Origin of the sequence: Pseudomonas sp. IT-P74 (assembly GCF_949768175.1) — a bacterium.
GTDB lineage: Bacteria > Pseudomonadota > Gammaproteobacteria > Pseudomonadales > Pseudomonadaceae > Aquipseudomonas.
The window spans coordinates 252,253-278,264 of record NZ_CATKQD010000022.1 but is presented as its reverse complement, the minus strand read 5'-3'; the positions used below and the strand labels follow the sequence as shown (position 1 = coordinate 278,264).

Below are 26,012 nucleotides of genomic sequence, written 5' to 3'. Positions count from 1 at the left end.
GCGGCGCTTTGATCTTTGGTCTGATTGCATTCACAGCTGGATGGTTTAGTGTGGTTTCTACCTTCCAAAACAATAAAAACAGGCTTTCCAATGAGCCAGAGTCTCAACCAGCTGCGTAAGTTCGTTTCACCTGAAATCATCTTCGGTGCCGGTAGTCGGCACAGTGTCGGCAATTACGCCAAGACCTTTGGCGCGCGCAAGGTCCTGGTGGTCAGCGATCCCGGCGTGATTGCCGCCGGTTGGGTCGCCGATGTCGAAGCCAGCCTGCAGGCCCTGGGCATCGAATACTGCCTCTACAGTGATGTCTCGCCCAACCCTCGGGTCGAAGAGGTGATGCTCGGCGCCGAGATGTACCGGGAAAACCACTGTGACGTGATCGTCGCCGTCGGTGGCGGCAGCCCGATGGACTGTGGCAAAGGCATCGGCATCGTCGTCGCCCATGGTCGCAGCATTCTCGATTTCGAGGGCGTGGACACCATCCGCGTACCCAGCCCGCCGCTGATCCTGATCCCGACCACCGCCGGCACCTCGGCCGACGTCTCGCAATTCGTGATCATTTCCAACCAGCAGGAACGCATGAAGTTCTCCATCGTCAGCAAGGCCGTGGTGCCGGACGTTTCGCTGATCGACCCGGAAACCACCCTGAGCATGGACCCGTTCCTGTCGGCCTGTACCGGCATCGACGCGTTGGTGCATGCCATCGAAGCCTTTGTGTCCACCGGTCACGGGCCGCTGACCGACCCCCACGCGCTGGAGGCGATGCGCCTGATCAATGGCAACCTGGTGCAAATGATCGCCAACCCGACCGACATCGCCCTGCGCGAGAAGATCATGCTCGGCAGCATGCAGGCCGGGCTTGCGTTTTCCAACGCCATCCTCGGTGCGGTGCATGCCATGTCCCACAGCCTCGGCGGCTTTCTCGATCTGCCCCATGGCCTGTGCAACGCGGTGCTCGTCGAGCACGTGGTGGCCTTCAACTACAACTCGGCGCCGGAGCGCTTCAAGGTGATCGCCGAGACCTTCGGCATCGACTGCCGAGGCCTGAATCACCGGCAGATCTGCGGGCGCCTGGTCGAACACCTGATCGCCCTCAAGCACGCCATCGGCTTTCACGAAACCCTCGGTTTGCATGGCGTGCGGACCTCGGACATTCCGTTCCTGTCGCAGCATGCGATGCACGATCCGTGCATCCTGACCAACCCGCGCGAATCCAGCCAGCGTGATGTCGAGGTCGTCTATGGCGAAGCCCTCTGACGAGCAGCAACGGGCTCTGGCCGGGCTGCTGGGGCTGGGCAGCCATTCGGCGCGCAAGAGTCATTACCCGGAACTGGCCGCGCGCCTGGATGATCTGGAAGCCGAGCGTAACCGCTACAAGTGGCTGTTCGAGAACGCGGTTCACGGGATCTTCCAGGCCAGCCTGCACGACGGCATGCGCGCCGCCAACCCGGCGCTGGCACGCATGCTCGGTTACCAGGACCCGCAGGAGGTGCTGTTCTCCCTGACCGACCTGGCCAGCACCCTGTTCGTCGACGGCGCGCAGGAGCTGGAAACCATCGGCGAAATCCTCCGGCACCAGCGCAGCCTGCACGGCTATGAAACCCGTTTGCGGCGCAAGGACGGCAGTCACCTGGATGTATTGATGAACCTGTTGCTCAAGCCCGGTCAGGAAGGGCTGGTGGAAGGGTTCGTCTCCGATATCACCGAGCGCAAGCTGGCCCAGCGACGCCTGCAGCAACTCAATGACGAACTGGAGCAGCGCGTGGTCGCGCGCACCGATGAATTGCTCGAGGCCAACCGTAACCTTCAGCAGCAGATCACCCAGCGTAAACAGATCGCCAAGGCCTTGCGCGACGCCCGCGATGCCGCCGAGGCCGCCAATCACAGCAAGGACAAATACCTCGCCGCCGCCAGCCACGACCTGTTGCAACCGCTGAACGCCGCGCGGTTGCTGATTTCGACCTTGCGCGAACGCACGTTGCCGGAAGCCGAACAGGTGCTGGTGGAACGCACTCACCAGGCCCTGGAAGGGGCCGAAGACCTGCTGACGGATCTGCTCGACATTTCCCGGCTCGATCAGGCCGCGGTCAAGCCGGACATTGCGTCGTACCGCCTCGACGAACTGCTCGGGCCGCTGGTCTCGGAGTTTCAGTCCGTCGCCCAGGCGGCCGGCTTGAACCTGCGGGTGCGCATGGTCGATTACGCCATCAGCACGGACTTGCGCCTGATGACGCGGATCCTGCGCAACTTCCTCAGCAATGCCTGCCGCTACACCGATGAAGGCAGCATCCTGCTGGCGGCAAGGCGTCGGGGCAAGATGCTGCGCCTGGAGGTCTGGGACACCGGGCGTGGTATCGCCGACGACCGGCTCGATTCGATCTTCCTCGAGTTCAACCAGCTGGACGTCGGTCGGGCCGCCGACCGCAAGGGCGTGGGCCTGGGGCTGGCGATTGTCGAGCGCATCGCCAAGATCCTTGGCTATAGAATCGGCGTGTACTCGTTGCCGGGGCGGGGTTCGATGTTCAGCATCGAGGTGCCGATATCCGACGAGGTTCCGCTGCCCGTGAGCCAGGCGGTGCCACAACCGGGTACCGGCAATCCGCTGCCGGGCCGCCGTTTACTGGTGATCGACAACGAAGTGAGCATTCTCGACAGCATGGGCGCTTTGCTCGGACAGTGGGGCTGCGACGTTCTGGTCGCCACCGATGAAGCGGCTGCGCTGGCGGCGCTGCGCGGGCAGGCGCCGGAACTGATTCTCGCGGACTATCACCTCGATCACGGGGTGGTCGGCTGTGATGTGGTGCGACATTTGCGCGAGCATTTCCACCAGGACATTCCTGCGGTGATCATTACCGCCGACCGCACCGACCATTGTCGGCGTGCGTTGCAGCGACTCAACGCCCCCTTGCTGAACAAACCGGTGAAGCCCGGCAAGTTGCGAGCGGTGTTGAGTCAACTGTTGGGGGCATCTGCCTGAAGCGGCCGGTACTGCAGGGTGAAGCCCAGTTCGGTGGCTTGGCCTTGCTCCAGCAAACGCAACCCCGGCCGACCGGGCAGGTGGTGCGCGTTGACCGGGTGGCTCACCGGTTCGATGCAGAAAAACTCCAGGTCCACGGGGCAATAGAGCAGGAAGTAATCGCTGCCGGTGGCCTGGCAGTCGAGTTCATAGCCGAGGTCGGGCTGGCGGATCAGGCAGTGACCGTCCCATTCACAGAAACCGTTGTCCACCAGCGCTTCGGGCAATGCCTTCAGTTGCTGAAAATCCCACTCGACCGGCAATGGGCTGAGTTCTGTCGGCAGTTTTGCCCCGTCGCACAACCACACGTGTCGGGCGGGTGCCTGTAGTCGGGTGTTCGCGGTGCGCGGCAGATACGGATGCAATCCCAGGCCATGCCATGCAGCGTGTTCAGCCAGGTGCGTGACGTGCAGTTCGACGCTCAGTTTGCCCGCGCTCAAATGGAAACGTTGCCGGGCGCGATAAGCGAAGGGGGTTGTGCTGTCGAGTTGCAGGACCACTTCATTTTTCGATTGTGAAACCACCTCCCAAGGCTGCTGCCAGGCGCTGCCGTGAATCGGCAGGGGATCAGTGCGACTGTTGGGCGCCAATGCCAGCCAGCCATCGGGGCAATCGAAACCGCCATTGGCGATGCGGTTGGACCAGGGAACCAAGGGAAAGCAGCCGAGCTTGCCGGGCAGGCCGGTGTTCAAGGCGTCTCCATCGGTGTGTCGCAACAAGGGCTGGCCGGTGCTGTGCACGGTCCAGTTGACGATGCTCGCCCCGAGTTCCGGGGCGAGGGTGAGGTGGGTGAGTTCGTCTTCGAGTTCGATCAGTGTTAGCGACATGTTGACCTGCTTCAAAAAGGGTGGTGGCAAGGGAGGATGCGCCTCCCTTGTCTTGAACTTCACAACACCAGATGCGGCAACCACAGTGAGATTGCCGGAATGTAGGTCACGGCCAACAGCACCAGGAACAGCACGCCATAGAACGGCAGCAGGGCCTTCACGGTGGATTCGATACTGACCTTGCCCACCGCCGACCCCACGAACAGTACCGCACCCACGGGTGGTGTGATCAGGCCGATGCCCAGGTTCACCAGCATGATCATGCCGAACTGCACCGGGTCCACGCCAATGCCGAGGATCACCGGCATCAGGATCGGCGTGAGGATCAGGATCAGCGGCGCCATGTCCATCACGGTGCCGAGCAACAGCAGCATGACGTTGATGCACATCAGGATCACGTAGCGGTTGTCCGACAGGGTCAGGAACAGCGTGGTGATCTTCGCCGGGATCTGCATCAGGGTCATGATGTAGCCGAAGCTGGCGGCGAAACCGATCAGGATCATCACGATCGAGATCGTGCGCACGGTGCGGTGCATCAGTTTTGGCAGCTCGCTCCATTTGTAGTCGCGGTAGATGAACATGGTCACGAAGAACGACCACAGCACCGCAATCGCCGCCGACTCGGTCGCGGTGAAAATACCCGACAGGATGCCGCCGAGGATGATCACCATCGCCATCAGGCCCCACAGCGCTTCGCCGCAGATTTTCAGCGCCTCGCGCATCGGGATGACTTCACCCTTGGGGTAGTCACGCTTTTTCGCGAAGATCAGGCACAGCACCATCAGGCACGCGCTCATCAACAGGCCCGGCACCACGCCGGCCATGAACAGCGAGGCAATCGACACCGTGCCACCGGCGGCCAGGGAGTAGAGCACCGAGTTGTGGCTGGGCGGTGTCAGCAGCGCTTGCACCGAACCGCTGACGGTCACCGCCGTGGCGAATTCCCGGGGATAGCCACGGCGCTCCATTTCCGGGATCAGCACCGAACCGACCGAGGCGGTGTCCGCCACCGAGGAACCGGAGATCGCGCCAAAGAAGGTCGAGGCCATGATGTTGACCAGCGACAAGCCGCCACGCACGAAGCCCACCAGCACCCCGGCGAACGCCACCAGGCGCCGGGACATGCCACCCTCGGCCATGATCGCGCCGGCCAGGACGAAGAACGGGATGGCCAACAGGGAGAACTTGTTCACGCCCCCGGCCACCTGAATCATCAGGGCCTGGAACGGGATGTCGATCCACCACGCGCCGATCAGTGCGGCAAACCCCAGGGCGTAGGCGACCGGCATGCCGATCAGGATCAACGCGATAAAACTGCCCAACAGAATAAAAGCGTCCATTCAGGCAGCCCCTTCGTTTTCTTCAACGAGGTCGAAACGCACGACCCGACGGTTGCTCTGGTCGCCGAGCAGGAGTTTTTCCAGGACAAACACCAGCGTCAGCACGCCGCCCACCGGAATCGGCATGTAGGTGATGCCCACCCGCAGGGTCGGCAGGGCGCTCATGAACTGGTTCCAGGTGGACAGGCACAGCTTGCTGCCCCAGATGGCCATGAACAGGCAGATCGTTGCCATCAGCAATTGCGAAAGCACACTCATGGTTTTGCGCAAATGCGCCGGCATGCGGTCGGTGAGCATCGCCACTGCCATGTGCGAGCCGGAGCGGTAGCTGGCGGCGGCGCCGATGAAGGTGAACACCATCATCAGCAGGATTGCCGTGGGCTCCGGCCAACTGGAACCGGTGCCGAGGACGTAGCGGGCGAACACGCCCCAGGGAATGATTAACGCAATGGCCAGAACGGAGAGCCCGGCGACCCAGATACAGGTCATGTAGAGCTTGTCATTGATGCCTAGCAGCAGATTCTTCATCGGGTTCCACCGTAACCGGGCGCGCGCTGACGTACACCAACTTCAGCGGCGCCGGGCCTTTCTTGAATGCAGGGAGGGTTACTGAACGGCTTCGATGCGTTTGATCAGGTCGGCGTAGGGCGCGCCGTATTTTTCGCGGATCGAGGCGGTCGCTTCGTAGAAAGGTTTCTTGTCGACGGTGATGAACTCGACGCCGGCGGCCTTGAGTTTTTCCTCGCTGCTGGCCGATTTCGCGTCCCACAGGGTGCGTTCCTGGGCCTGGGCCGCCTTGGCGGCTTTCTTCACCAGGGCTTGCTGCTCGGGGGTGAGCTTTTCCCAGGTGATTTTCGACATCACGATCGGCTCTGGCAGGATCAGGTGGCCGGTCAGGCTGTAGAACCTGGCGTTCTGGTAGTGGTTGTGTTCGAGCAGGGTCGGCGGGTTGTTTTCCGCGCCGTCGATCACGCCGGTCTGCAGGGCGCTGAAGATTTCGCCGGTGTCCATCGCGATGCCATTGCCGCCCATGGCATTGATGGTTTCGATGAACATCGGGTTGCCTTGCACGCGGATCTTCATGCCCTTGAGGTCTTCCAGGCTGCGCACCGGTTTCTTGGTGTAGAGGTTGCGCGTGCCGCCGTCCATCCAGGCCAGGGCGACCAGGTTGAATTCGGAGTGGGTGATCTTGTCGAGGATTTCGTCGCCGACCGCGCCGTCGATGACTTTGCGCATATGGGCCTGGTCACGGAACACGAAGGGCATGTTGAACACGTTCACGTCCGGCACCACCGGCCCGACGATGCCGAGACTGACCCGGGCCATCTGCACGGCGCCGACCTGGGCCTGTTCGACCACTTCCTTTTCCGAGCCGAGCACGCCACCGGCGAACATCTTGAAGGTCAGCGCGCCGTTGCTGTCGGCCACCAGGGTTTTGCCCAGTTGCTCTTCAGCCACCACGGTCGGGTAACCGGCGGGGTGGATGTCGGCGAATTTTATTTCCAGTGCCTGGGCGGCACTGCTGAGGGAGAAGGCTAATGGAAGTGCAGCGGCGAGCAAGGTGCGTTTGAAGTCCATGGGGGTGTCTCCAGTTTTGTTGTTGTTTTTATTCAAGGCACAGCGATCCGGCAGGAGCGCTTTTCTTTCGAGAAAGTCAGTCGTTGAACAGGGTTTCGGGTAAACCTTTGACGCCGGGGTCGAGGGCGAACACGCCACCGGCCAGTGATTGCGGGTCATGGTCGTCGCCAGGGCGGATCGAGGTCACGAACAGCGTGTCCAGTCGAGGGCCACCGAAGGCGCACATGGTGGGTTTTTTCACAGGTACCGCGAGGGAACGGTCGAGTCGGCCGTCGGGGGTAAAGCGGTGGATGAGCCCGGCGTCGTTGGCGCAAATCCAGTAGCAGCCATCGGCGTCGACCGCCGCGCCGTCGGGGCGACCTTCGTATTGGTTCATATCCACGAACAGGCGGCGATTCGAAGGCGTACCGGTGTCGATGTCGTAGTCGAAGGCCCAGATCTGCTGGACCTGCGGGTGGGAGTCGGACAGGTACATCGTGCGCCCGTCCGGACTGAAGCCCAGGCCGTTGGGCACGATGAAGCCGCTCAGTCGGGTCTCGAGCGACCCGCTATGACCGGCGCTGTAGCGATACAAGGTTCCGTTGGCGGCGTTGGCGCCCATGTTCAACACCATGCTGCCGGCCCAGAAACGCCCCTGACGGTCGCAACGGCCGTCGTTCAGGCGCATGTCGTCGCGGGCGTGATCGACGTGGGCCAACAGATTTGTATCGAGGCTGCCGTCATTGCGCGGATGCAGGCGGAAAAACCCGCTTTCCATTCCCGCGACCCAGCCACCGTCACGGTGACGGGCGATGCAAGCGAGCATCTGCGGGGTTGTCCAGGCATCCACTTGCCCGGTGTCGGCACTCCAGCGTTGTAAAGCGCCAGCGGGAATATCGACCCAGTACAGGGCGTTTTCCTGAGGTACCCAGACCGGGCTTTCACCGACCGCGTTGCGGGCGTCGACAATCAATTCGGCAAGCATGGCAACTCATTCCCTTGGTTTTTGTTGTGGGGATCAAGCGACGCGTGAAGGTTCAGTCGCCGAACGGGCCGGCTGCGCAGAAGGCGCCGCCCTGATACAGCCGCGCCGGGTCATCGGCGGCCGGCATCGGCTGGGCTTCGATTTTTTCGCGGAACACTTCGGAGCTGTCCCGCGGGGCAAAACCCAGGGCTGTGGCATAGCGGTTATCCCACCAGATGTCCTTGTTGTCGGACATGCCATAGACCACGGTGTGGCCGACGTTCGGGGTGCACAAGGCACGCTCGAGCAGTTGGGTCAGGTCGCCGAAGCTCAGCCAGGTGCTCATCATCCGGCGGTTGTGCGGTTCCGGGAACGACGAGCCGATGCGCACGCTGACGGTTTCGATGCCATAGCGGTCAAAGTAGAAGGTGGCCATGTCTTCGCCGTAGGACTTGGACAAACCGTAGTAACTGTCCGGGCGGCGAGGGGAGTGGGCATCGATCACTTCGTCCTGCCTGTAGAAGCCGATCACATGGTTGGAGCTGGCGAAGATCACCCGCTTCACCCCGTGGCGGCGCGCAGCTTCGTAGATGTGGAACACGCCGCAGATGTTGGCGCCGAGGATCTCTTCGAACGAGCGCTCGGTCGACACGCCGCCGAAGTGCAGGATCGCGTCCACGCCTTCGACCAGTTGATGCACCGCTTGCTTGTCGGCCAGATCGCAGGGCACGACTTCTTCGCGATCATCGATGGCAGGTGCGATATCGGCGATGTCCGACAGGCGAATCACATTGGCGTAAGGGCGCAGGCTTTCGCGCAGGACTTTCCCGAGGCCACCGGCGGCGCCGGTCAGCAGCAGGCGATTGAAAGGGGTGCGGGCGGTTGCAGTGGTCGTCATGGGAATCCTGGGCGCTTGGTTATTATTTTTAGATTCGTTGTAGGTTGTCGTACGACTGTGGCGAAGTATCGTTAGGGTTTCCGGCTCTTGTCAACGCGACTTTGGTTGAAAGGGACGGAGGGTCATTTTCCTGTTTTCCTGTAGGAGCGAGCCTGCTCGCGAAGAACTCATGAACACCGCGGGGTGCCAGGCAGCCAGCGTTATCGTTGGCGACCATCGCGAGCAGGCTCGCTCCTACAGGGGGGAGGACGTGTTCACACCGGATTACAACAACGAAATCGGATAGCTGATGAAAATCCGGTTCTCATCAAACTCGTTGGTGCTGAAGCTCTTGCGAATAGTTGCATTACGCCATTTCACGTTGAGGTTTTTCAGCGCACCACTCTGCACGGTGTAGGCCAGCTCCGATTCGCGACCCCATTCTTCACCGTCGGTAATTTTCCCGGTGTGCACATTGTCGCCGCTGATGTAGCGGTTCATCAGGGTCAGGCCCGGAACACCCAGGGCGGCGAAGTTGTAGTCGTGGCGCACCTGCCAGGATTTCTCCCGGGCGTTGTCATAGCTGGAGTTGTAGCTGTCGTTGGCCAGGGTGCCGCCGCTGGTGCCGTTGACCCGCATCCAGACGTCGTCGCCGGTGAGTTTTTGCAGGCCGACGTAGAAGGTGTTGCCGCCGTACTTGGCCGAGAGCAGGGCGAATGCGGTCTTGTTGTCGAGGTCACCGGCCTTGGCGCTGCCGTCTTCCTTGCCGATGAAGTAGCCGAGGTTGGCGCCCAGGGTCCAGTCGCCGAGCGGCTGGCTGTGGGTCAGGTTGAAGTATTGCTGCTGGTAGATGTCACTGAGTTCCGAGTACCAGACGCCGACCTGCGTGCGCTTTTCGTTGAAGGCATATTCACCGCCGCCGAAGTTGAAACGGTCCGAGGTGAACGCCGCTTTGCCGTTCATGAACATGTCTTCCATGCTCGCGTCGTTACGCGGGCTGTTTTTCTGGAATTGACCGCCATAGAGCGTCAGGCCACTGATTTCGGTGGAGGTCACCTGAGCGCCCTGGAAGGTCTGCGGCAGCGAGCGGCCATCGTCGGAACGCAGGATCGGCAGCACCGGCATCCATTCACCGACCTTCAATTCGGTTTTCGAGATCTTGCCTTTGAGCGCCACGCCGAGCCGGCCGAAATTGTCGGCGGGGCGGCCGTCGTCGTGGATCGGCAACAGCTGCGTGCCACCAGTGCCTTTGCCGCCATCGAGCTTCTGCGAGTACAGGCCCAGTACATCGACACCAAAACCCACGGTGCCCTGGGTGAACCCGGAGCGGGCATCGAGAATGAAGTTCTGCGTCCACTCTTCAGCCTTGCCCTGGGGGTAGGCCGGGTTGGTGTAGTTGCGGTTGATGTAGGCGTTGCGCAGATTCAGCGTGGCCTTGGCGTCGTCGGTGAAACCTTCGGCCTGGCAGGTGACGGGCAGGACGAGGGCCAGGCCGCTGCAGCCGATCAGGCTCAGTGAATGGCGACGGGTGAGGATAGGCCGTGAACGACGGATGGACGAATTGCGGGCGAGCTTGCTCACTGTGACGCTCCCTTTCTTTTTTGTTTTTATTGTTTGTCATACGTCGTCGTACAACATTGGCGGCGATTATTTACAGGCCGTTTCAGTGTTGTCAATCGGAAGTTATACGATGACCTGTCCGGGAGGCGGGGGAGTGAAATGTTTGGTTTGACCCTGTCGCCGCGAGCTAGAGCGGATGCTAGTCTTGCTCAACGTTGTTGTCGGGGATCCGCATGGGCAATCACAAGATCGAGATTCGTCGCAGTAACGTCGAAAAAATCCTGCTGGGGGCGGAAAAGGTCTTCGCTGAAAAGGGCTTCGGCGGCACCGCCATGGCCGACATCGCCGCCGAGGTGCAACTGCCGCGTTCCAACCTGCACTATTACTTCAGCACCAAGACCGAGTTGTACAGCGCCGTGCTGTTCGACTTGCTGGAAGTCTGGAAGCAGGACGCCCTGTGCTTCGAGATGTTCGATGACCCGCGTGTGGTGCTCAGCAGCTACATCCGCGCCAAGATGAACCATTCCCGCAGCCGGCCGTATGGCTCGAAAGTCTGGGCCAACGAAATCATCCATGGCGCGCCGACCCTCGGCGCAGCGCTGGACGCGAGCCTGTACGACTGGGCCAAGATGAAGGAAGCGAAAATCCGCCAGTGGGTGGAGGACAAACGCATCCTGCCGGTGGAGCCCTCGAGCCTGCTGTACATGATCTGGGCCTCGACCCAGCACTATGCCGACTTCGATCACCAGGTGAACATTCTCAATGATCATCAGCCACTGTCGGACATGCAGTTCGAGAAAGCGGTGCAGACGGTGACCAGTGTGATTTTGCGGGGGATTGGGCTGGAGCCTTGAGATTTTTGTTGTTGCTTGAGATTTTTGTTGTTGCTGCGGGCCTCATCGCGAGCAGGCTCGCTCCTACAGGGGAATGCATTCCAAGTGTAGGAGCGAGCCTGCTCGCGATGGCGTCAGTTCAGGCGCTGCTGACCTCAAGGGCTGACGTGATACGGATTCCTCGGATCATGATTCCAGTCCAGGAACGGCTTGCCGGTCTCCACCGGCACCATCTCGATACAGTCCTGCACCGGACAGGTGATCTGGCACAGGTTGCAGCCCACGCATTCCTCATCGATCACTTGATACGTGTGAGTGCCGTCCGCTTGCTTGAGGCTGGCCACGGCCTGGTGCGAGGTGTCCTCACAGGCGATATGGCAACGACCGCAACCGATGCACGCCTCCTGATCAATCTTCGCGATCACCTGGTAGTTGATGTCCAGGTACTTCCAGTCCGTGGTGTTGCCCACCGCGCGGCCGGTAAACTGCGAAATGCTGGCGTAGCCCTGACTGTCCATCCAGCGTGACAAACCGTCCTTCATGTCTTCGACAATCCGGAAGCCATGCAGCATCGCCGCCGTGCACACCTGTACAGAGCCACTGCCCAGGGCGATGAATTCAGCGGCGTCGCGCCAGTTGCCGATGCCACCGATGCCGCTGATCGGCAGGCCCTGGGTCTGCGGGTCGCGGGCGATTTCGGCGACCATGTTCAAGGCAATCGGCTTGACCGCCGAGCCGCAGTAACCACCGTGGGTGCTTTGGCTGCCGACCATGGGGTTGGCGACCATGCGTTCGAGGTTGACGCTGGTGATCGAGTTGATGGTGTTGATCAACGACACCGCATCGGCACCGCCACGGTGGGCGGCGCGGGCGGCGACGCGGATGTCGGTGATGTTCGGCGTGAGCTTGACGATCACCGGCAACGAGCAATATGTCTTGCACCAGCGGGTGACCTGTTCCACGTATTCCGGCACCTGGCCGACCGCCGCGCCCATGCCGCGCTCCGGCATGCCGTGGGGGCAACCGAAGTTCAGCTCGATGCCGTCGGCGCCAGTGGCTTCCACCAGCGGCAGGATGTGTTTCCAGGATTCTTCGACGCAGGGCACCATCAAGGACACGATCAGCGCACGGTCCGGCCAGTCCTTTTTGACCTGGGTGATTTCCCGCAGATTGATCTCCAGCGAGCGGTCGGTGATCAGCTCGATGTTGTTGAAGCCCAGTACCTCCCGGTTAGCCCCGAAGTGCGCCGAGTAACGCGACGACACGTTCACCGCTGCCGGGTCTTCCCCCAGGGTTTTCCAGACCACGCCACCCCAGCCGGCCTCGAAGGCGCGGACCACGTTGTAGGCCTTGTCGGTCGGCGGCGCGGAGGCCAGCCAGAATGGGTTGGGTGCTTTGATGCCGGCGAAGACAATCGACAGATCGGCCATTTACGCAGCCTCCACGTTGAGCATCAGTTGAGCATTGATCGCCTCGGCGGCGCGCTTGCCATGCTGCACGGCTTGCACGGTGAGGTCTTGATCGAGGCTGGTGCAGTCGCCGCCGGCATACACGCCGGGGATGCTGGTGCGCAGGTTTTCATCGACTTCAATCCGTTCGCCTTGGCGCTTGAGCTCACGGGCCAGCGGATCGCTGAGGGCGCTGCTGTCGAAGGCCTGGCCGATGGCCTTGAAGATCGCATCGGCGGCCAGTTCGAAGGTTTCACCAGTGGTTTGCAGGCGACCTTCCACCAGACGGGTGCGGGCGAAACGCATGCCGCGCACACGGCCTTGGTCATCGAGCAGCACTTCTTCGGGTTGAGCCCAGGTCATCAGCCGCACCTGATTGGCCTTGGCAATCTCCTGCTCGTGATGGGTGGCGCCCATGTCCTCGATGCCACGGCGGTACACCAGATTCACATCACGGGCGCCGAGGCGGGCCATTTGCACCGCCATGTCGATGGCGGTGTTGCCTGCGCCGAGGACAATGCAGTGATCGGCCAGGGGCAGTTGGCTCAGGTCATCGGCCTGGCGCAGTTCGCGGATGTAGTCGGTGGCGGCCAGCAGGCCCGGTGCGTCTTCGTGGGCCAGGCCCAGCTGTTTGCTGGCATTGAGCCCGAGACCGAGGAATACCGCATCGAACTGTTGATGCAATTCGCTGAGGGTCAGGTTCTCCCCGAGCTTGTGCCCATGGCGGATTTCGATGCCGCCGATTTCCAGCAGGAAGTCGAGTTCCTTTTGCGCATAGTCATCCACCAGTTTGTATTTGGCGATCCCGTACTCGTTAAGGCCGCCAGCCTTTTCCCGCGCCTCGAAGATCACCACGTCATGCCCGTGCATGGCGCTGCGGTGGGCGCAGGACAAACCTGCCGGACCGGCACCCACCACGGCGATGCGTTTGCCGGTGGCGGCAGCACGCTGGAAGGGGTGAGTGCTGAAGTGGGCGTTGTCCACGGCGTAGCGTTGCAACAGGCCGATCATCACCGGCGCACATTCGTGAGCGTTGTTGCGCACGCAGGCTTGCTGGCAAAGGATTTCCGTCGGGCAAACCCGTGCGCAACTGCCGCCGAGGATGTTGGCCGAGAGGATTTTCTGCGCGGCGCCTTGCACATTGTCCTGTGAAATGTTGCGGATGAACGAGGGAATGTCGATCTCGCTCGGACAGGCATTCACACAGGGCGCATCGTAGCAATACAGGCAGCGCGAGGCTTCCAGGTGCGCCTGGCGCTCGTTGAGCGGTGGCGCCAGATCGGTGAAGTGGCTGGCGAGGGCGGCCGCATTCTCTTGGGGATGCGGGAGGTGGTCCAGGGTCTTGATCACGGTTTTGGCCTCACGGTTATTTGAGGTGCTGCCTCTGAATGGGCATTGTTTTTTTGTTGTGTGGACGGGCCTCTTCGCGAGCAGGCTCGCTCCCACAGGGGAGTGCATTTCAAATGTGGGAGCGAGCCTGCTCGCGATGGCCGTAGGCCTCGATTTCAGCGTTTTACAGCAACCGGCTGATTCAACTCAGCCCGCTTGCTCAGCAAATCAAACACCGCCGGGTACGCCGGCCGTTCGATGTAGCGCCCGGCGCCGCGTTCGGCCCGCAGGTCGCCGTCGGCCCAGACCACATGGCCCTGGCTGATGGTGTGGCTGGGCACGCCGCGCACGGTCTTGCCTTCGAAGATGTTGAAGTCCACCTGCTGATGGTGGGTCTTGGCGGAAATGGTCCGCGTGCCTTGCGGGTCCCACAGCACCAGGTCGGCATCGGCGCCCACACGGATCGCACCTTTGCGTGGGTAGAGGTTGAAGATCTTCGCCGTGTTGGTGGAGGTCAGCGCGACGAATTGCTGCATCGAAAAGCGTCCGCTGTTCACCCCTTCATCCCACAACACCGCCATGCGGTCTTCGATGCCGGCGGTGCCGTTGGGGATCTTGCTGAAGTCGTCGCGCCCCGCGGCCTTCTGCTCGGAGCAGAAGCAACAGTGGTCAGTGGCGGTGGTGTGCAGGTTGCCCGATTGCAGGCCATGCCAGAGCGCCTCTTGATGGCCGCGAGGTCGGAACGGCGGGCTCATCACATAACCAGCGGCGGTCTGCCAGTCCGGATCGCGGTAGACGCTGTCGTCCAGCAGCAGGTGCCCGGCCAGCACTTCGCCGTAGACCGGCTGGCCCTTGCCCCGGGCGTAGGTGATTTCGTCCAGCGCTTCCTTGGTCGAGACGTGGACCAGGTACAGCGGCGTGCCCAGGGTTTCGGCGATGCGGATCGCCCGGCTCGCGGCCTCGCCTTCAACCTGGGAAGGGCGCGACAGGGGATGCGCTTCCGGCCCGGTGATGCCCTGGGCCATCAACTTGCGTTGCAGGTGATACACCAGTTCACCGTTTTCCGCGTGAACGGTCGGCACCGCGCCCAGTTCCAGGCAACGTTCGAAACTTGCCACCAGGGTGTCGTCGGCGGCCATGATCGCGTTCTTGTAGGCCATGAAATGCTTGAAGCTGTTGACGCCGTGCTGGCTGACCAGCTCGGCCATTTCCTCGCGGACCTGTTCGCTCCACCAGGTGATGGCGACGTGAAAGCCATAGTCCGACGCCGACTTCTCGGCCCAGCCGCGCCACTGATGGAAGGCTTCGAGCAAGGATTGCTGCGGATTGGGAATCACGAAGTCGATGATCGAGGTGGTGCCGCCGGCCAGTCCCGCCGCCGTGCCGCTGAAAAAGTCTTCGCTGGCCACGGTGCCCATGAAGGGCAGTTGCATGTGGGTGTGCGGGTCGATGCCGCCGGGCATCAGGTATTGGCCGCTGCCGTCGAGCACTTCGGCGCCAGCAGGAACATCGAGATTTTCGCCGATGGCCTTGATCACGCCGTCTGCGCAATACACATCGGCGCGATAACTTTCATCATGGGTAATAACGGTGGCGCCACGGATCAACAGAGACATTCCGAGTTCCTCGCAGGCAATGACCGGCTTATGCCGGTTCTAGATGTTCTATATAAAAACAGTCCGGACAGATTGATTCCTGTCAGCGCTGTCAGGATTAAACGCTAGCTGCAGTTATCCGAATCGGCAAGAATATTTTTTATAAGCTTATACAGTTATCAACTAATTGATATTTAACGATTAAATTCAAGAATCACCAAAATGGTGAGGCCGCTCACCATTTTGACGCACTTGACAGGATCGAAAAATAGTCAAGATTTCCTATGTGAAATCAGCTGTTTGAGTATGGTCTATGGTTGATGCGCAGCCATTGAAAAAAGATCAACGCACCAGTTTGAGTCCTGACTGTTTCGACAACTTGCCTGGCATTCGGCCTGAGTGGCCTGACAAATAGTCGAGTCAGCGAATAAAACTGATAAACATCAGTGGGTTGCAATGTGTTTATGGAACTGCCCGATGCTTGATCGGGGTACACGGCACGTTTATTGATGTCGCCAGACCCTGATGAGCAACAATAATCAAAAGAACAGTGGAGCGGCCATGCAACAGATCAGATCGCAAGTGACCGAGCGCGACGGCTTGTTCGAGCTCGAAGCCGGCAGCGATGTCCTTGACAGTCCCCGTTACAACCACGACATCGCACCGACCAAGGTGCACGAACGCACCTGGAACAAATGGCACATCACCGCGCTGTGGGTGGGCATGGCGATCTGCGTGCCGACCTACACCCTCGGCGGGGTACTGACCGCGTACTTCGGCCTGACCGTCGGTGAAGCGCTGCTGGCGATTCTGTTCGCCAACATCATCGTGCTGATTCCCCTGACCCTGAACGCTTTTCCCGGCACCAAGTACGGCATTCCCTTTCCGGTGTTGCTGCGCTCGTCCTTCGGCGTGCTCGGCTCCAACATTCCGTGCCTGATCCGTGCCCTGGTGGCGTGTGGCTGGTTCGGCATCCAGACCATGTTCGGCGGGCTGGCGATTCACCTGTTCCTCGGCTCGGTGTTCGAGGGCTGGAAATCCCTGGGCGGCACCGGTGAGGTCATCGGCTTCATGGTGTTCTGGGCGCTGAACCTGTGGGTGGTGATTCGCGGCGCCGAGTCGATCAAATGGCTGGAAACCCTGTCTGCTCCGCTGTTGGTGCTGGTGGGCGCAGGCCTGCTGGTCTGGGCCATGCCCAACGTGTCGATGAACGAATTGCTGGCAATTCCGGCCAAGCGCCCCGAAGGCGCCGGCGTGGCCAGCTACTTCGCCGCCGGGCTGACGGCGATGGTCGGCTTTTGGGCCACGCTGTCACTGAACATTCCGGACTTCAGTCGCTACGCAAAAAGCCAGAAAGACCAGATTGTCGGGCAGATCATTGGCCTGCCGTTGACCATGTTCCTGTTTGCCTCCCTCGGCGTGGTGATGACCGCGGCCTCGGTGAAACTGGTGGGGGTGACGGTGTCCGATCCGGTGACCCTGATCGGTCATATCCAGAGCCCGGTGTGGGTCGCACTGGCCATGGCGCTGATCATCATCGCCACGCTGTCGACCAATACCGCGGCCAACATCGTGTCGCCAACCAATGACTTCCAGAACATCGCGCCCAAGGCGATCAACCGCACCAAAGCGGTGATCCTGACCGGGCTGGTGGGGTTGGGGTTGATGGCCCATGAACTGCTGAAAAAACTGGGCCTGATCGTCTCGGACGTCAGTCTCGAAACTGTCTATTCCAACTGGTTGCTCGGTTATTCCAGCCTGCTGGGGCCGATTGCCGGGATCATGGTGGTGGACTATTTCCTGATCAAGAAACAGCAACTGGACCTTGCCGGCCTGTACCGCGATGACGTGTATCCGGCGTGGAACTGGAGCGGGTTCATCGCGTTTGGCGTGCCGGTGGTGCTGACGTTGTTATCCCTGGGCAGCGATGCATTCAGCTGGTTCTACAGTTATGGCTGGTTCACCGGCTCGGCGCTGGGTGGGGTTATTTATTATGGGTTGAGTGTGATGCGGCCCAGCCCGTCTGTTGCGAAATCTGCGGTGTGATGACTGGCCCCATCGCGAGCAGGCTCGCTCCTACAGGGGAATGCATTCCAAATGCAGGAGCGAGCCTGCTCGCGATGAGGGCTTCAAAATCACCAAAAATCCGCCTGAAGAAACACACAAGAACAGCCTGAGGAGATCATTATGAACGCGGCCGTAGACGTTCTGCAGTCCAGCCATCAGCACATCAACCGCGACCGCCTGTGGCAATCGCTCATGGAACTGGCCAGGCTCGGCGCCACGGTCAAGGGCGGCGTGTGTCGCCTGGCCCTGACCGATCTCGATCGCCAGGCCCGGGACATCTTCGTCAAGTGGTGTATCGATGCCGGCTGCACCGTCAGCATCGACGCCGTCGGCAATATTTTCGCCCGGCGTCCCGGGCGCAATCCTGACCTGCCACCGGTGATGACCGGCAGCCACATCGACACCCAGCCCACTGGCGGAAAGTTCGATGGCTGCTTCGGTGTGCTGGCGGGCGTCGAAGTGCTGCGCACCCTCAATGACCTCGACATCGAGACCGAAGCGCCGCTGGAAGTGGTGGTGTGGACCAACGAAGAAGGCTCGCGCTTCGCCCCGTGCATGATGGGTTCGGGCGTGTTCGCGGAAAAATTCACCCTGGAGGAAACCCTGGCCAAGGTCGATGCCGAGGGCGTGACCGTAGGGCAAGCGTTGAACGCCATCGGTTACGCCGGTCCGCGTCAGGTTACCGGCCACAAAGTCGGTGCCTACTTTGAAGCCCACATCGAGCAAGGCCCGATCCTGGAAGACGAACGCAAGACCATCGGCGTGGTCATGGGCGCCCTCGGGCAGAAATGGTTCGACCTCAAGCTGCGCGGCGTCGAAGCCCACGCCGGCCCGACCCCGATGCACCTGCGCAAGGACGCCCTGGTCGGCGCCGCGGTGATCGTCGGTGCGCTCAACCGCGCCGCCCTCAGCCATCAACCCCATGCCTGCGGCACCGTCGGCTGCCTGCAAGCCTATCCCGGCTCGCGCAACGTCATCCCTGGCGAAGTGCGCATGACCCTGGACTTCCGGCACCTGGAACCGGCGCGCCTGGATTCGATGATCGCCGAAGTGCGCGAGGTCATCGAAACCACCTGCGAAGAACACGGCCTGACCTTTGAACTCACGCCAACGGCCGACTTCCCGCCGCTGTACTTCGACAAAGGCTGCGTCGAAGCCGTGCGCGGGGCCGCCCAAGGCCTGGGCCTGTCGCACATGGACATTGTCAGCGGCGCAGGCCACGACGCGATCTTCCTCGCCGAGCTCGGCCCGGCCGGGATGATCTTCGTACCGTGTGAAGGCGGCATCAGCCACAACGAAATCGAAAACGCCGCGCCGGATGACCTGGCGGCCGGGTGTGCGGTGCTGTTGCGGGCGATGCTGGCGGCTTCGGCGGCGGTGGCGAAGGGCGAACTGGCGGCCTGAGCCGAGGGACGTGCGCTAAAATTTTCAGCGCACGTCACAACGCACCCTGAAAACGATGGAGATTCCACAAGGCTCGTTGCACTAACCAAAACTCCGGCGGTCGTACTCTTCACAGGGTCACCCTACGTGTGGAGACGCTATGAGCCAGGACGTCCCGACCACGCAAGCCAATCGCCGCCAGTTGCAGCCGATCATCGCCAACCTGTCCGACGGAGTGATTTTGCTGGCCCCCGATCAGCGCATCCTGTGGGCCAATGACGCAGCGCTGGTCATGCACGGTGCAGCGCACATCAGCGATCTGGGCAGCAACGCCAAGGCCTATGTCAAACGCTTCGCCCTGCGTTATCGCAACAATCACCTAGTGTCGGCCGACAGCTACCCGATCAATCGGGTGGCCCGTGGCGAGACGTTCAGCGATGTGCTGGTGGAGGTGACATCGGCGCGGGACAAAGAGCGTAGCTGGGTCCATCGCGTGCGCAGCCTGGTATTGGTTGACAGTCGTGGCAAGCCGGAATCGCTGGTGTTGATCATGGACGATGTCACCGACCGGGCCAGCAGCGGGCAACTGACCGCCCGTGAGCTCGATGTGCTGGGCCTGATCTGCGAAGGTCTGGCTGACAAAGATATCGCCGCGCGCCTGAAACTGGCGCCGAACACGGTGCGCAACCATGTGGCGACGGTGTATTCCAAGCTCGATGTGCACAGTCGCAGCGGGGCGATTGTGTGGGCGCGGGAGCGGGGACTGTTTTCCAGTGAATGGCGGCCCAAGGGGCAGTGTTAAGGTGCAGGTGCACTGGATCGAAGATCAGCGTTACGAACTGGGCGGCAATTCCCGGCAACGGCCTGATCCGGCGATGTAAGAACTGTCAGCTTTTACGGGTGCTGCCACGGATTGGGCTATAAGTGATTCGCAGATATTTATTTTTTTGACAGGTGCATGGACTTTGCACGCCGGTTTTGTTGTCACAAAAAATGTGTCTATCACTATCGCGGGTCAACCTATGAAAACTCTTGGGAAACGCGTTATCTCACCCTTGTCGCTGGCATTGTGCGTGGCGATCCTCGGCGGCTGTGCCAGTCCGCCGCCACCTCCAGCGATCACTCCCCCGTCTCCTGAACGCACCTGCCAGGCCATGGATAAAACCGATGTCCTGGGCGATGTGCGGGGCGAAGAAGGGCAGGTGACCCGCGTCACCACCACGACGCGTTGCGTCACGCAGTAAATCCGGGGCATCACTCTGTGGGAGCGAGCCTGCTCGCGATGACGGCGTCACATTCAACATCAATGTCGACTGATACACCGCTTTCGCGAGCAGGCTCGCTCCCACAGGGACTTGTGCTGTTCAGACGATCAGGACAGGAACCCGCCATCCACATTCAGCGAAACGCCGGTGGTGTAGCTCGAAGCATCGCTGGCCAGGTACAACACTGCGCCGGCCATTTCGCTCGGGTCAGCCACGCGCTTGAGCGGGATCTGTTGCAACGCGGTGTTCAGGATGGCTTCGTTTTTCACCAGTGCCGAGGCGAACTTGGTGTCGGTCAGGCCCGGCAGCAAGGCATTGCAGCGAATCCCGAACTGCGCGCATTCCTTGGCGAAGACTTTGGTCATGTTGATCACCGCCGCCTTGGTCACCGAGTAGATGCCCTGGAAGATGCCCGGCGAAACACCGTTGATCGAGGCCACGTTGATGATGCTGCCGCCGCCGTTTTCGCGCATCAGCTTGCCGGCTTCGACCGACATGAAGAAGTAGCCGCGGATGTTCACGTCGACGGTTTTCTGGAAGGCGCTGAGGTCGGTGTCCAGTACGTTGCAGAACTGCGGGTTGGTCGCGGCGTTGTTGACCAGGATGTCCAGGCGGCCGAACTGTTCCTTGATGCCGGCGAAGACCTGGCTGATCTGTTCCATTTCACCGATGTGGCAGGCAATGGCGGTGGCCTTGCCGCCGGCGGCGATGATGGCGTCGGCGACGTGCTGGCAGCCTTCGAGCTTGCGGCTCGACACGATCACATGGGCGCCTTGCTGGGCCAGCAGTTTGGCGATGGCTTCACCGATGCCACGGCTGGCGCCGGAGACGAAAGCGATCTTGCCGTCGAGGTCGAACAACTGAGTCTTGGACATGGGATTCCCTTGTTATGAAGCCTTGTGATGACGCTGATCAGAGGCTGGATTTCGAAATGACCTGCAAGCTCATCTGCTCCAGCAGCTTGTTCATGTGAATGAACTGCGCGAAGCGTTTGTCCTGGGTCTGGCCATGGTAGAAGCGGTAGTAGATCTGCTGCACGATACCGGCCAGGCGGAACAGGCCGTAGGTGTAGTAGAAGTCGAAATTATCGATGCGGATGCCCGAGCGTTCGGCGTAGTAATCGACGAACTCGCGGCGGGTCAGCATGCCCGGCGCATGGCTCGGCTGGCGGCGCATCATCTGCACCGGCGCCGGATCATCGGCTTCGATCCAGTAGGCGAGGGTGTTGCCCAGGTCCATCAACGGGTCGCCGAGGGTGGTCAGTTCCCAGTCGAGCACGCCGATGATCTGCATCGGGTTGTTCGGGTCGAGGATCACGTTGTCGAAGCGGTAGTCGTTGTGCACGATGCTGGAGGTCGGATGGTCGGCCGGCATCTTGTCGTTGAGCCAGGCCTTGACCACGTCCCATTGCGGCGCATCGGGGGTCAGGGCCTTTTCGTAGCGATCGCTCCAGCCTTTGATTTGCCGCGCCACGTAGCCTTCGGGTTTGCCGAGGTCACCCAGGCCGTAGGCGTTGTAGTCGACGCGGTGCAGTTCCACGAACTTGTCGATGAAGCTCTTGCACAGGGCTTCGGTTTTCGCCGAATCCAGGCCCAGTTCCGGCGGCAGGTCCGAGCGCAGGATGATGCCGTTGACCCGTTCCATGACATAGAACTCGGCACCGATCACCGATTCGTCGGTGCAGTGCACGTAGGCTTTCGGGCAGTAAGGAAAGCCGTCGCGCAGTTGATTGAGGATGCGGAATTCACGGCCCATGTCGTGGGCCGACTTGGCCCTGTGGCCGAAGGGCGGACGACGCAGGACGAATTCCTGTTCGGGGTATTCCAGCAAGTAGGTGAGGTTTGAAGCACCGCCCGGAAACTGGCTGATCCGTGGCAAGCCGCTGAGCCCCGGAATGTGCGCCTTGAGGTACGGATCGATCAGGCTGGCATCGAGCTCTTCGCCGGTGCGAATACGGGTGGACTGGTCGTTAAGCGCCATGCTTATCCCTTCTGCTTATTCTGGAGGCCTTGAACTATTGGCTAATCTAATGCGCACACGGCGCCCCCACAACCGCAAACGGCTCTTATAGGTGAGCGTGTTGCCGGCCAATCATTGTTTTTGATACAGCTGTTTGAATCGCCGCTCAATGGGCGAGCTGGCTCTCGGCCGACGGCAGTTCGATGGGCGTCAACACCGGTTGGCCGGAGAAAAACGCCACGAGGTTCTTGCCTACCAGTTCGACGGTGCCCTGGGTCGCTTCCGGGGACAGCCCGGCGACATGGGGGGTGAGGATCACGTTGCTCAGGGTCTTGAGTGCATCCGGCACCTTCGGTTCGGCGTCGAACACATCCAGTGCTGCACCGGCGATCCGGCGTTGCTCCAGGGCGCTGATCAGGTCTGCAGTGGCGATCACGCTGGCCCGGGCGATATTGACGATAAACCCCTTGGGGCCCAACGCGTCGAGCACCTGGCGATTGATCAGTTGCCGGGTGGCCGGGCCGCCGGGCGTGGCGACGATCAGGAAGTCCGAGGCCCGCGCCAGTTCCGTCGGCGTCGAGCAGAAGGTGTAGGACACATCGCTGCGACGCTGGCGATTGTGGTAGCAAATGTCCATGTCGAAACCGGCGCCGGCGCGTTTGGCGATGGCCATGCCGACCGCGCCGAGGCCGAGGATGCCCAGGCGTTTGCCGGCCAGGGAAGGGCGCATGATCTTCGGCCACTCGCCGCGTCGTACGGCGGCATCACAGCGAGGTATGTCGCGCACCAGCGACAGCAGCAGTGCCATGGCATGGTCGGCGACGGACGAGGCGTTGACTCCGGCGCCATTGGTGACGGTGATGCCCCGGTTGGCGGCGGCCTGCAGGTCGACGTGTTCATAGCCGGCGCCGATCACGCAGATGATCTTGAGGTTGGGCAGCGCGGCGATTTCATCGGCATACAGCCCCAACGGGCCACGGGTGAGGACGGCGTCGATCTGCCCGGTGTGGCGGGCGATGGCTTCGGCGCGCTCGGCGGGCGTCGGGGCCAGGATCAGGTGAAAACCCTGATGCTCGAGAATAGGCAGGTAATCATTGATGGTTTCAACCAGTACCAGAACGGTTACAGGCATGCTGGGCTCCCTGTGGGTATCGAAAATTCGGCTCGAACGTCGCTTTGTTTCGACGGCGTGAGGACGGCCCGGGCAGCTTCGAGGATTTCATCCGACAGCGGATCGCCGCGGGTGGCCCGGGACAGCATCAGCGCTCCGAACATCAGTGAGTATTGCACCAGCGCCTGCTGCCGTTTGCCGGCTTCGTCCTCTGCGTCCAGCAGCGAGCCGAGGGAATCGAGCAGGTTGTTCAGGCCCAGCAGATAGGTTTGGCGCAAGCCGCTCTCGGCGGCCTCATGGCACATGTCCCCGGCAAAGGCGACCACCGGGCAGCTGTCGCCCGGATTGTCCCGGCTTTCGCTGGACAGGTAGGTTTCGACCACGGCACGGCGGGCGGCGTCCTTGCTGTCTTGCTCGGCCACCCGCCCCAGCCAGCGTTGCGCGGCCTGCTCGAAAGCCCGGCCGCTGGCCTCTTGCGCCAGGGCCTCCCTGGATTCGAAGTGCCCGTAGAAACCGCCGTGAGTCAGGCCCGCGGCAGCCATCACATCGACCACACTGATCCCGTGCAAGCCGTGCTCGCGAAACAGCCGGGTGGCGGCATCGACGATAGTTTCGCGGTTGAGGTCGGCTTGTTTACGGGAAACTCGGGGCATGGGTCATTCTCGGTTTGCAGGTTGAATATCAGAGGGCGTATTGGGCAATCCCGTTGCCGAACGACCAGTTCTCTTTTTTCACTTCCACCAGATTGATGAAAACGTCCTCCAGGCGCACGGCCAGCTCTGCGTTAAGGCTTTCGGCGATGGTTTTGTAGAGGAGTTTTTTCTGCTCTACGGTCCTGCCTTCGCTCATGGTGATCTGGATCACTACCAACTGGTCCGTGCGGTTGATGCCCAGGTAACCGGGATCAAAGATGAAATGCTGCTCATCGTGTTCGGCGAGGATCTGGAAATTATCGTTCTCCGGCACGCCGATGGTGCCGCGCATGGCGGCATAGATCAGTTGCCCGATGCGTTTGGCGTGGGTGGGGTCCCGGTGTTTTTTGATGTCGACGCGAACCAGTGGCATGGGCAGACTCCAGAAGGAATGCGGGTTGGTTAAAAATACATGATGGTAGACCTTTATCAAGCGCGCATTGCGCTTTGGCGATGAAGCGCAGGTGCCGTAAATAACGAAATCACCGCAGTTCCCTGTGGGAGCGAGCCTGCTCGCGAAAGCGGTGTGTCAGTCAAACAAATGGTGGATGTACCGCACCCATCGCGAGCAGGCTCGCTCCCACAGGGGACTTTCGTCTATCTGGTACCGCCGTTCCTCACCTAAGTCTTTGCTTCTGCTCACTAATCCTCCAGAATCGCGCCCCTGTTTCGGCCGGACGCCGCCTGTCGGGTATTCCGACGCGTCCTGGCCGGGTGGCAAGTGACCGGAATGTGGAGATCCCACCGGATGAATGATCAGGCCAATAGCGTTAACGAACGCTATGTAGAAGCGACACCCGCGACGCTGTCGAGCTGGAATCGCCAGGACACCACCTGGATGCTGGGCCTGTTTGGCACGGCGATTGGTGCCGGAACCCTGTTTTTGCCGATCAACGCAGGCCTGGGCGGTTTCTGGCCGCTGCTGATCCTGGCATTGCTGGCGTTCCCGATGACGTTCTACGCACACCGCGGGCTGACCCGTTTCGTGCTGTCCGGTCGCGAAGGCGCCGACATCACTGAAGTGGTGGAAGAGCATTTCGGCATCAAGGCCGGCGCACTGATTACCTTGCTGTATTTCTTCGCGATTTTCCCGATCCTGCTGATCTACAGCGTGGCCCTGACCAACACGGTCGGCAGCTTCATGGAGCATCAACTGCACATCACGCCGCCGCCGCGCGCCGTGCTGTCGCTGGTGCTGATCCTCGGCCTGCTGGCGGTGGTGCGTTGCGGTGAGCAACTGATCGTCAAGGCCATGAGCCTGATGGTCTACCCGTTCATCGTCGCACTGCTGTTTCTGGCGGTGTACCTGGTTCCCCACTGGAACGGCGGCATCCTCGCCACCGCGAGCAGCGTGCCGGCGCCATCGGCGCTGTTGCATACCCTGTGGCTGGCGATTCCGGTGATGGTGTTCTCGTTCAACCACTCGCCGATCATCTCGGCGTTCGCCGTGGACCAGAAGCGTCGCTACGGTGAGCATGCCGAGGAGCGCAGCTCACAGATCCTGTCCCGCGCCCACCTGCTGATGGTGGTGATGGTGCTGTTCTTCGTCTTCAGTTGCGTGTTGACCCTGTCACCAGCGCAACTGGCCGAAGCCAAGGCGCAGAATCTGTCGATCCTGTCGTACCTGGCCAACCACTTCAGCAATCCGACCATCGCCTTCGCGGCACCGTTGATTGCTTTCGTGGCCATTTCCAAGTCGTTCCTGGGGCACTACATCGGCGCCAGCGAAGGCCTCAAGGGGCTGATCGTCAAGAGCGGCAAGCGTCCGTCCGCCAAGGCCCTGGACCGCATGACCGCCGCCTTCATGCTGGTGGTGTGCTGGATCGTCGCCACGCTGAACCCGAGCATCCTCGGCATGATCGAAACCCTCGGCGGCCCGGTGATCGCGGCGATCCTGTTCCTGATGCCGATGTACGCCATCCGCAAGGTGCCAGCGATGGCACGCTATCGCGGTCAGGCGTCCAACGTCTTCGTGACGGCGGTGGGCCTGGTGGCGATCACGGCGTTGATCTACTCGTTACTGGCCTGAGTTTCCCTGTGAAGGGGTGAACAGGCTTTCGCGAGCCGGGTTCCTCCCATAAAAAAAACGCCGCTCTTGCGACCAGGAGCGGCGTTTTTTTATGGCCAATACAACGTTCAATTGAACTCATTGGGCGTGTCGGGGAATTGAAAGCCTCTTGGCGCGTATCAGC

At 61.2% G+C, this 26,012-nt stretch carries 22 protein-coding genes and 2 pseudogenes; 9 read left to right on the top strand and 15 right to left on the bottom strand.

What is annotated here, in order from left to right:
• Positions 1 to 90 precede the first annotated feature (90 nt).
• Together ercA and ACM6J5_RS15135 are read left to right on the top strand one after the other, a co-directional pair.
• Positions 91 to 1,254: an alcohol dehydrogenase-like regulatory protein ErcA gene (ercA, locus tag ACM6J5_RS15140; protein WP_057715188.1), complete on the top strand. Its 1,164-nt coding sequence runs from the start codon at positions 91 to 93 to the stop codon at positions 1,252 to 1,254.
• Complete coding sequence (locus ACM6J5_RS15135; protein ID WP_095944136.1) at positions 1,238 to 2,974, top strand: NahK/ErcS family hybrid sensor histidine kinase/response regulator; 1,737 nt, start codon at positions 1,238 to 1,240, stop codon at positions 2,972 to 2,974. Before ercA ends, ACM6J5_RS15135 begins: the two co-directional genes overlap by 17 nt.
• Here the strand turns inward: ACM6J5_RS15135 and ACM6J5_RS15130 are convergent.
• From ACM6J5_RS15130 to ACM6J5_RS15100, 7 genes are all read right to left on the bottom strand, one after another.
• Positions 2,950 to 3,840: an aldose 1-epimerase gene (locus ACM6J5_RS15130; protein WP_414928849.1), complete on the bottom strand. Its 891-nt coding sequence runs from the start codon at positions 3,838 to 3,840 to the stop codon at positions 2,950 to 2,952. The two genes, ACM6J5_RS15135 and ACM6J5_RS15130, sit on opposite strands and share 25 nt — an antisense overlap.
• Positions 3,841 to 3,899: 59 nt before the next feature.
• The gene (locus tag ACM6J5_RS15125) at positions 3,900 to 5,180 is read right to left on the bottom strand and encodes a TRAP transporter large permease (RefSeq protein ID WP_095944137.1); all 1,281 of its coding nucleotides are present in this window, start codon (positions 5,178 to 5,180) and stop codon (positions 3,900 to 3,902) included.
• A complete protein-coding gene (locus tag ACM6J5_RS15120; RefSeq protein WP_095944138.1) occupies positions 5,181 to 5,708 on the bottom strand; it encodes a TRAP transporter small permease in 528 nt (175 codons plus the stop codon).
• A gap of 78 nt (positions 5,709 to 5,786) precedes the next feature.
• Positions 5,787 to 6,758 (bottom strand): TRAP transporter substrate-binding protein, encoded by a 972-nt coding sequence (locus ACM6J5_RS15115; protein ID WP_150673233.1) that lies wholly within the window; start codon positions 6,756 to 6,758, stop codon positions 5,787 to 5,789.
• Between the two features lie 76 nt (positions 6,759 to 6,834).
• Positions 6,835 to 7,722, bottom strand: a complete 888-nt coding sequence (locus tag ACM6J5_RS15110; protein WP_095944140.1) for an SMP-30/gluconolactonase/LRE family protein — start codon at positions 7,720 to 7,722, stop codon at positions 6,835 to 6,837.
• 52 nt (positions 7,723 to 7,774) lie between these two features.
• Positions 7,775 to 8,599: an NAD-dependent epimerase/dehydratase family protein gene (locus tag ACM6J5_RS15105; protein WP_414928848.1), complete on the bottom strand. Its 825-nt coding sequence runs from the start codon at positions 8,597 to 8,599 to the stop codon at positions 7,775 to 7,777.
• A gap of 264 nt (positions 8,600 to 8,863) precedes the next feature.
• Complete coding sequence (locus ACM6J5_RS15100) at positions 8,864 to 10,159, bottom strand: OprD family porin (RefSeq protein WP_414928847.1); 1,296 nt, start codon at positions 10,157 to 10,159, stop codon at positions 8,864 to 8,866.
• 212 nt (positions 10,160 to 10,371) lie between these two features.
• Between ACM6J5_RS15100 and ACM6J5_RS15095 the strand changes: the two genes are divergently transcribed.
• A complete protein-coding gene (locus tag ACM6J5_RS15095) occupies positions 10,372 to 10,992 on the top strand; it encodes a TetR/AcrR family transcriptional regulator (RefSeq protein WP_414928846.1) in 621 nt (206 codons plus the stop codon).
• A gap of 134 nt (positions 10,993 to 11,126) precedes the next feature.
• Here the strand turns inward: ACM6J5_RS15095 and preA are convergent, their stop codons facing one another.
• The 3 genes from preA to hydA all read right to left on the bottom strand — a co-directional run bounded on the left by preA (position 11,127) and on the right by hydA (position 15,364).
• Positions 11,127 to 12,401: an NAD-dependent dihydropyrimidine dehydrogenase subunit PreA gene (gene preA, locus ACM6J5_RS15090; RefSeq protein WP_095944143.1), complete on the bottom strand. Its 1,275-nt coding sequence runs from the start codon at positions 12,399 to 12,401 to the stop codon at positions 11,127 to 11,129.
• A complete protein-coding gene (locus ACM6J5_RS15085; RefSeq protein WP_414928845.1) occupies positions 12,402 to 13,769 on the bottom strand; it encodes an NAD(P)-dependent oxidoreductase in 1,368 nt (455 codons plus the stop codon).
• A 155-nt stretch (positions 13,770 to 13,924) separates the two neighbouring features.
• Complete coding sequence (gene hydA / locus ACM6J5_RS15080) at positions 13,925 to 15,364, bottom strand: dihydropyrimidinase (protein ID WP_095944145.1); 1,440 nt, start codon at positions 15,362 to 15,364, stop codon at positions 13,925 to 13,927.
• 540 nt (positions 15,365 to 15,904) lie between these two features.
• Here hydA and ACM6J5_RS15075 point away from each other — a divergent pair.
• From ACM6J5_RS15075 to ACM6J5_RS15055, 5 genes and pseudogenes are all read left to right on the top strand, one after another.
• Complete coding sequence (locus ACM6J5_RS15075) at positions 15,905 to 17,389, top strand: NCS1 family nucleobase:cation symporter-1 (RefSeq protein WP_095944146.1); 1,485 nt, start codon at positions 15,905 to 15,907, stop codon at positions 17,387 to 17,389.
• A gap of 141 nt (positions 17,390 to 17,530) precedes the next feature.
• A complete protein-coding gene (locus ACM6J5_RS15070) occupies positions 17,531 to 18,814 on the top strand; it encodes a Zn-dependent hydrolase (RefSeq protein ID WP_095944147.1) in 1,284 nt (427 codons plus the stop codon).
• 139 nt (positions 18,815 to 18,953) lie between these two features.
• A pseudogene (locus tag ACM6J5_RS15065) lies at positions 18,954 to 19,355 on the top strand (PAS domain-containing protein); the annotation flags it as partial.
• Positions 19,356 to 19,376: 21 nt separating this feature from the next.
• Positions 19,377 to 19,595, top strand: a pseudogene (locus ACM6J5_RS15060) (response regulator transcription factor); the annotation flags it as partial.
• A gap of 220 nt (positions 19,596 to 19,815) precedes the next feature.
• Positions 19,816 to 20,037 carry a hypothetical protein gene (locus ACM6J5_RS15055; protein WP_414928844.1) on the top strand — a complete coding sequence of 74 codons (222 nt, stop codon included), beginning with the start codon at positions 19,816 to 19,818 and terminating at the stop codon, positions 20,035 to 20,037.
• 128 nt (positions 20,038 to 20,165) lie between these two features.
• On the opposite strand, the gene ACM6J5_RS15050 is transcribed toward ACM6J5_RS15055, so the two are convergent.
• The 5 genes from ACM6J5_RS15050 to ACM6J5_RS15030 form a co-directional block, all read right to left on the bottom strand.
• Positions 20,166 to 20,933 carry an SDR family oxidoreductase gene (locus ACM6J5_RS15050; RefSeq protein ID WP_007976320.1) on the bottom strand — a complete coding sequence of 256 codons (768 nt, stop codon included), beginning with the start codon at positions 20,931 to 20,933 and terminating at the stop codon, positions 20,166 to 20,168.
• Positions 20,934 to 20,970: 37 nt separating this feature from the next.
• Positions 20,971 to 22,038, bottom strand: coding sequence for a phosphotransferase family protein (locus tag ACM6J5_RS15045; RefSeq protein ID WP_095944149.1), 1,068 nt, complete (start codon positions 22,036 to 22,038; stop codon positions 20,971 to 20,973).
• Between the two features lie 145 nt (positions 22,039 to 22,183).
• Positions 22,184 to 23,149 carry a 2-hydroxyacid dehydrogenase gene (locus tag ACM6J5_RS15040; RefSeq protein WP_095944150.1) on the bottom strand — a complete coding sequence of 322 codons (966 nt, stop codon included), beginning with the start codon at positions 23,147 to 23,149 and terminating at the stop codon, positions 22,184 to 22,186.
• Complete coding sequence (locus tag ACM6J5_RS15035; protein ID WP_414928843.1) at positions 23,140 to 23,781, bottom strand: TetR/AcrR family transcriptional regulator; 642 nt, start codon at positions 23,779 to 23,781, stop codon at positions 23,140 to 23,142. Before ACM6J5_RS15035 ends, ACM6J5_RS15040 begins: the two co-directional genes overlap by 10 nt.
• Before the next feature lie 28 nt (positions 23,782 to 23,809).
• The gene (locus ACM6J5_RS15030; RefSeq protein WP_414928842.1) at positions 23,810 to 24,193 is read right to left on the bottom strand and encodes a tautomerase family protein; all 384 of its coding nucleotides are present in this window, start codon (positions 24,191 to 24,193) and stop codon (positions 23,810 to 23,812) included.
• Between the two features lie 375 nt (positions 24,194 to 24,568).
• Between ACM6J5_RS15030 and ACM6J5_RS15025 the strand changes: the two genes are divergently transcribed.
• On the top strand, positions 24,569 to 25,849 hold the full coding sequence (locus tag ACM6J5_RS15025) for a serine/threonine transporter (protein ID WP_095944153.1): 1,281 nt from the start codon (positions 24,569 to 24,571) through the stop codon (positions 25,847 to 25,849).
• The last annotated feature ends 163 nt before the right edge of the window (positions 25,850 to 26,012 follow it).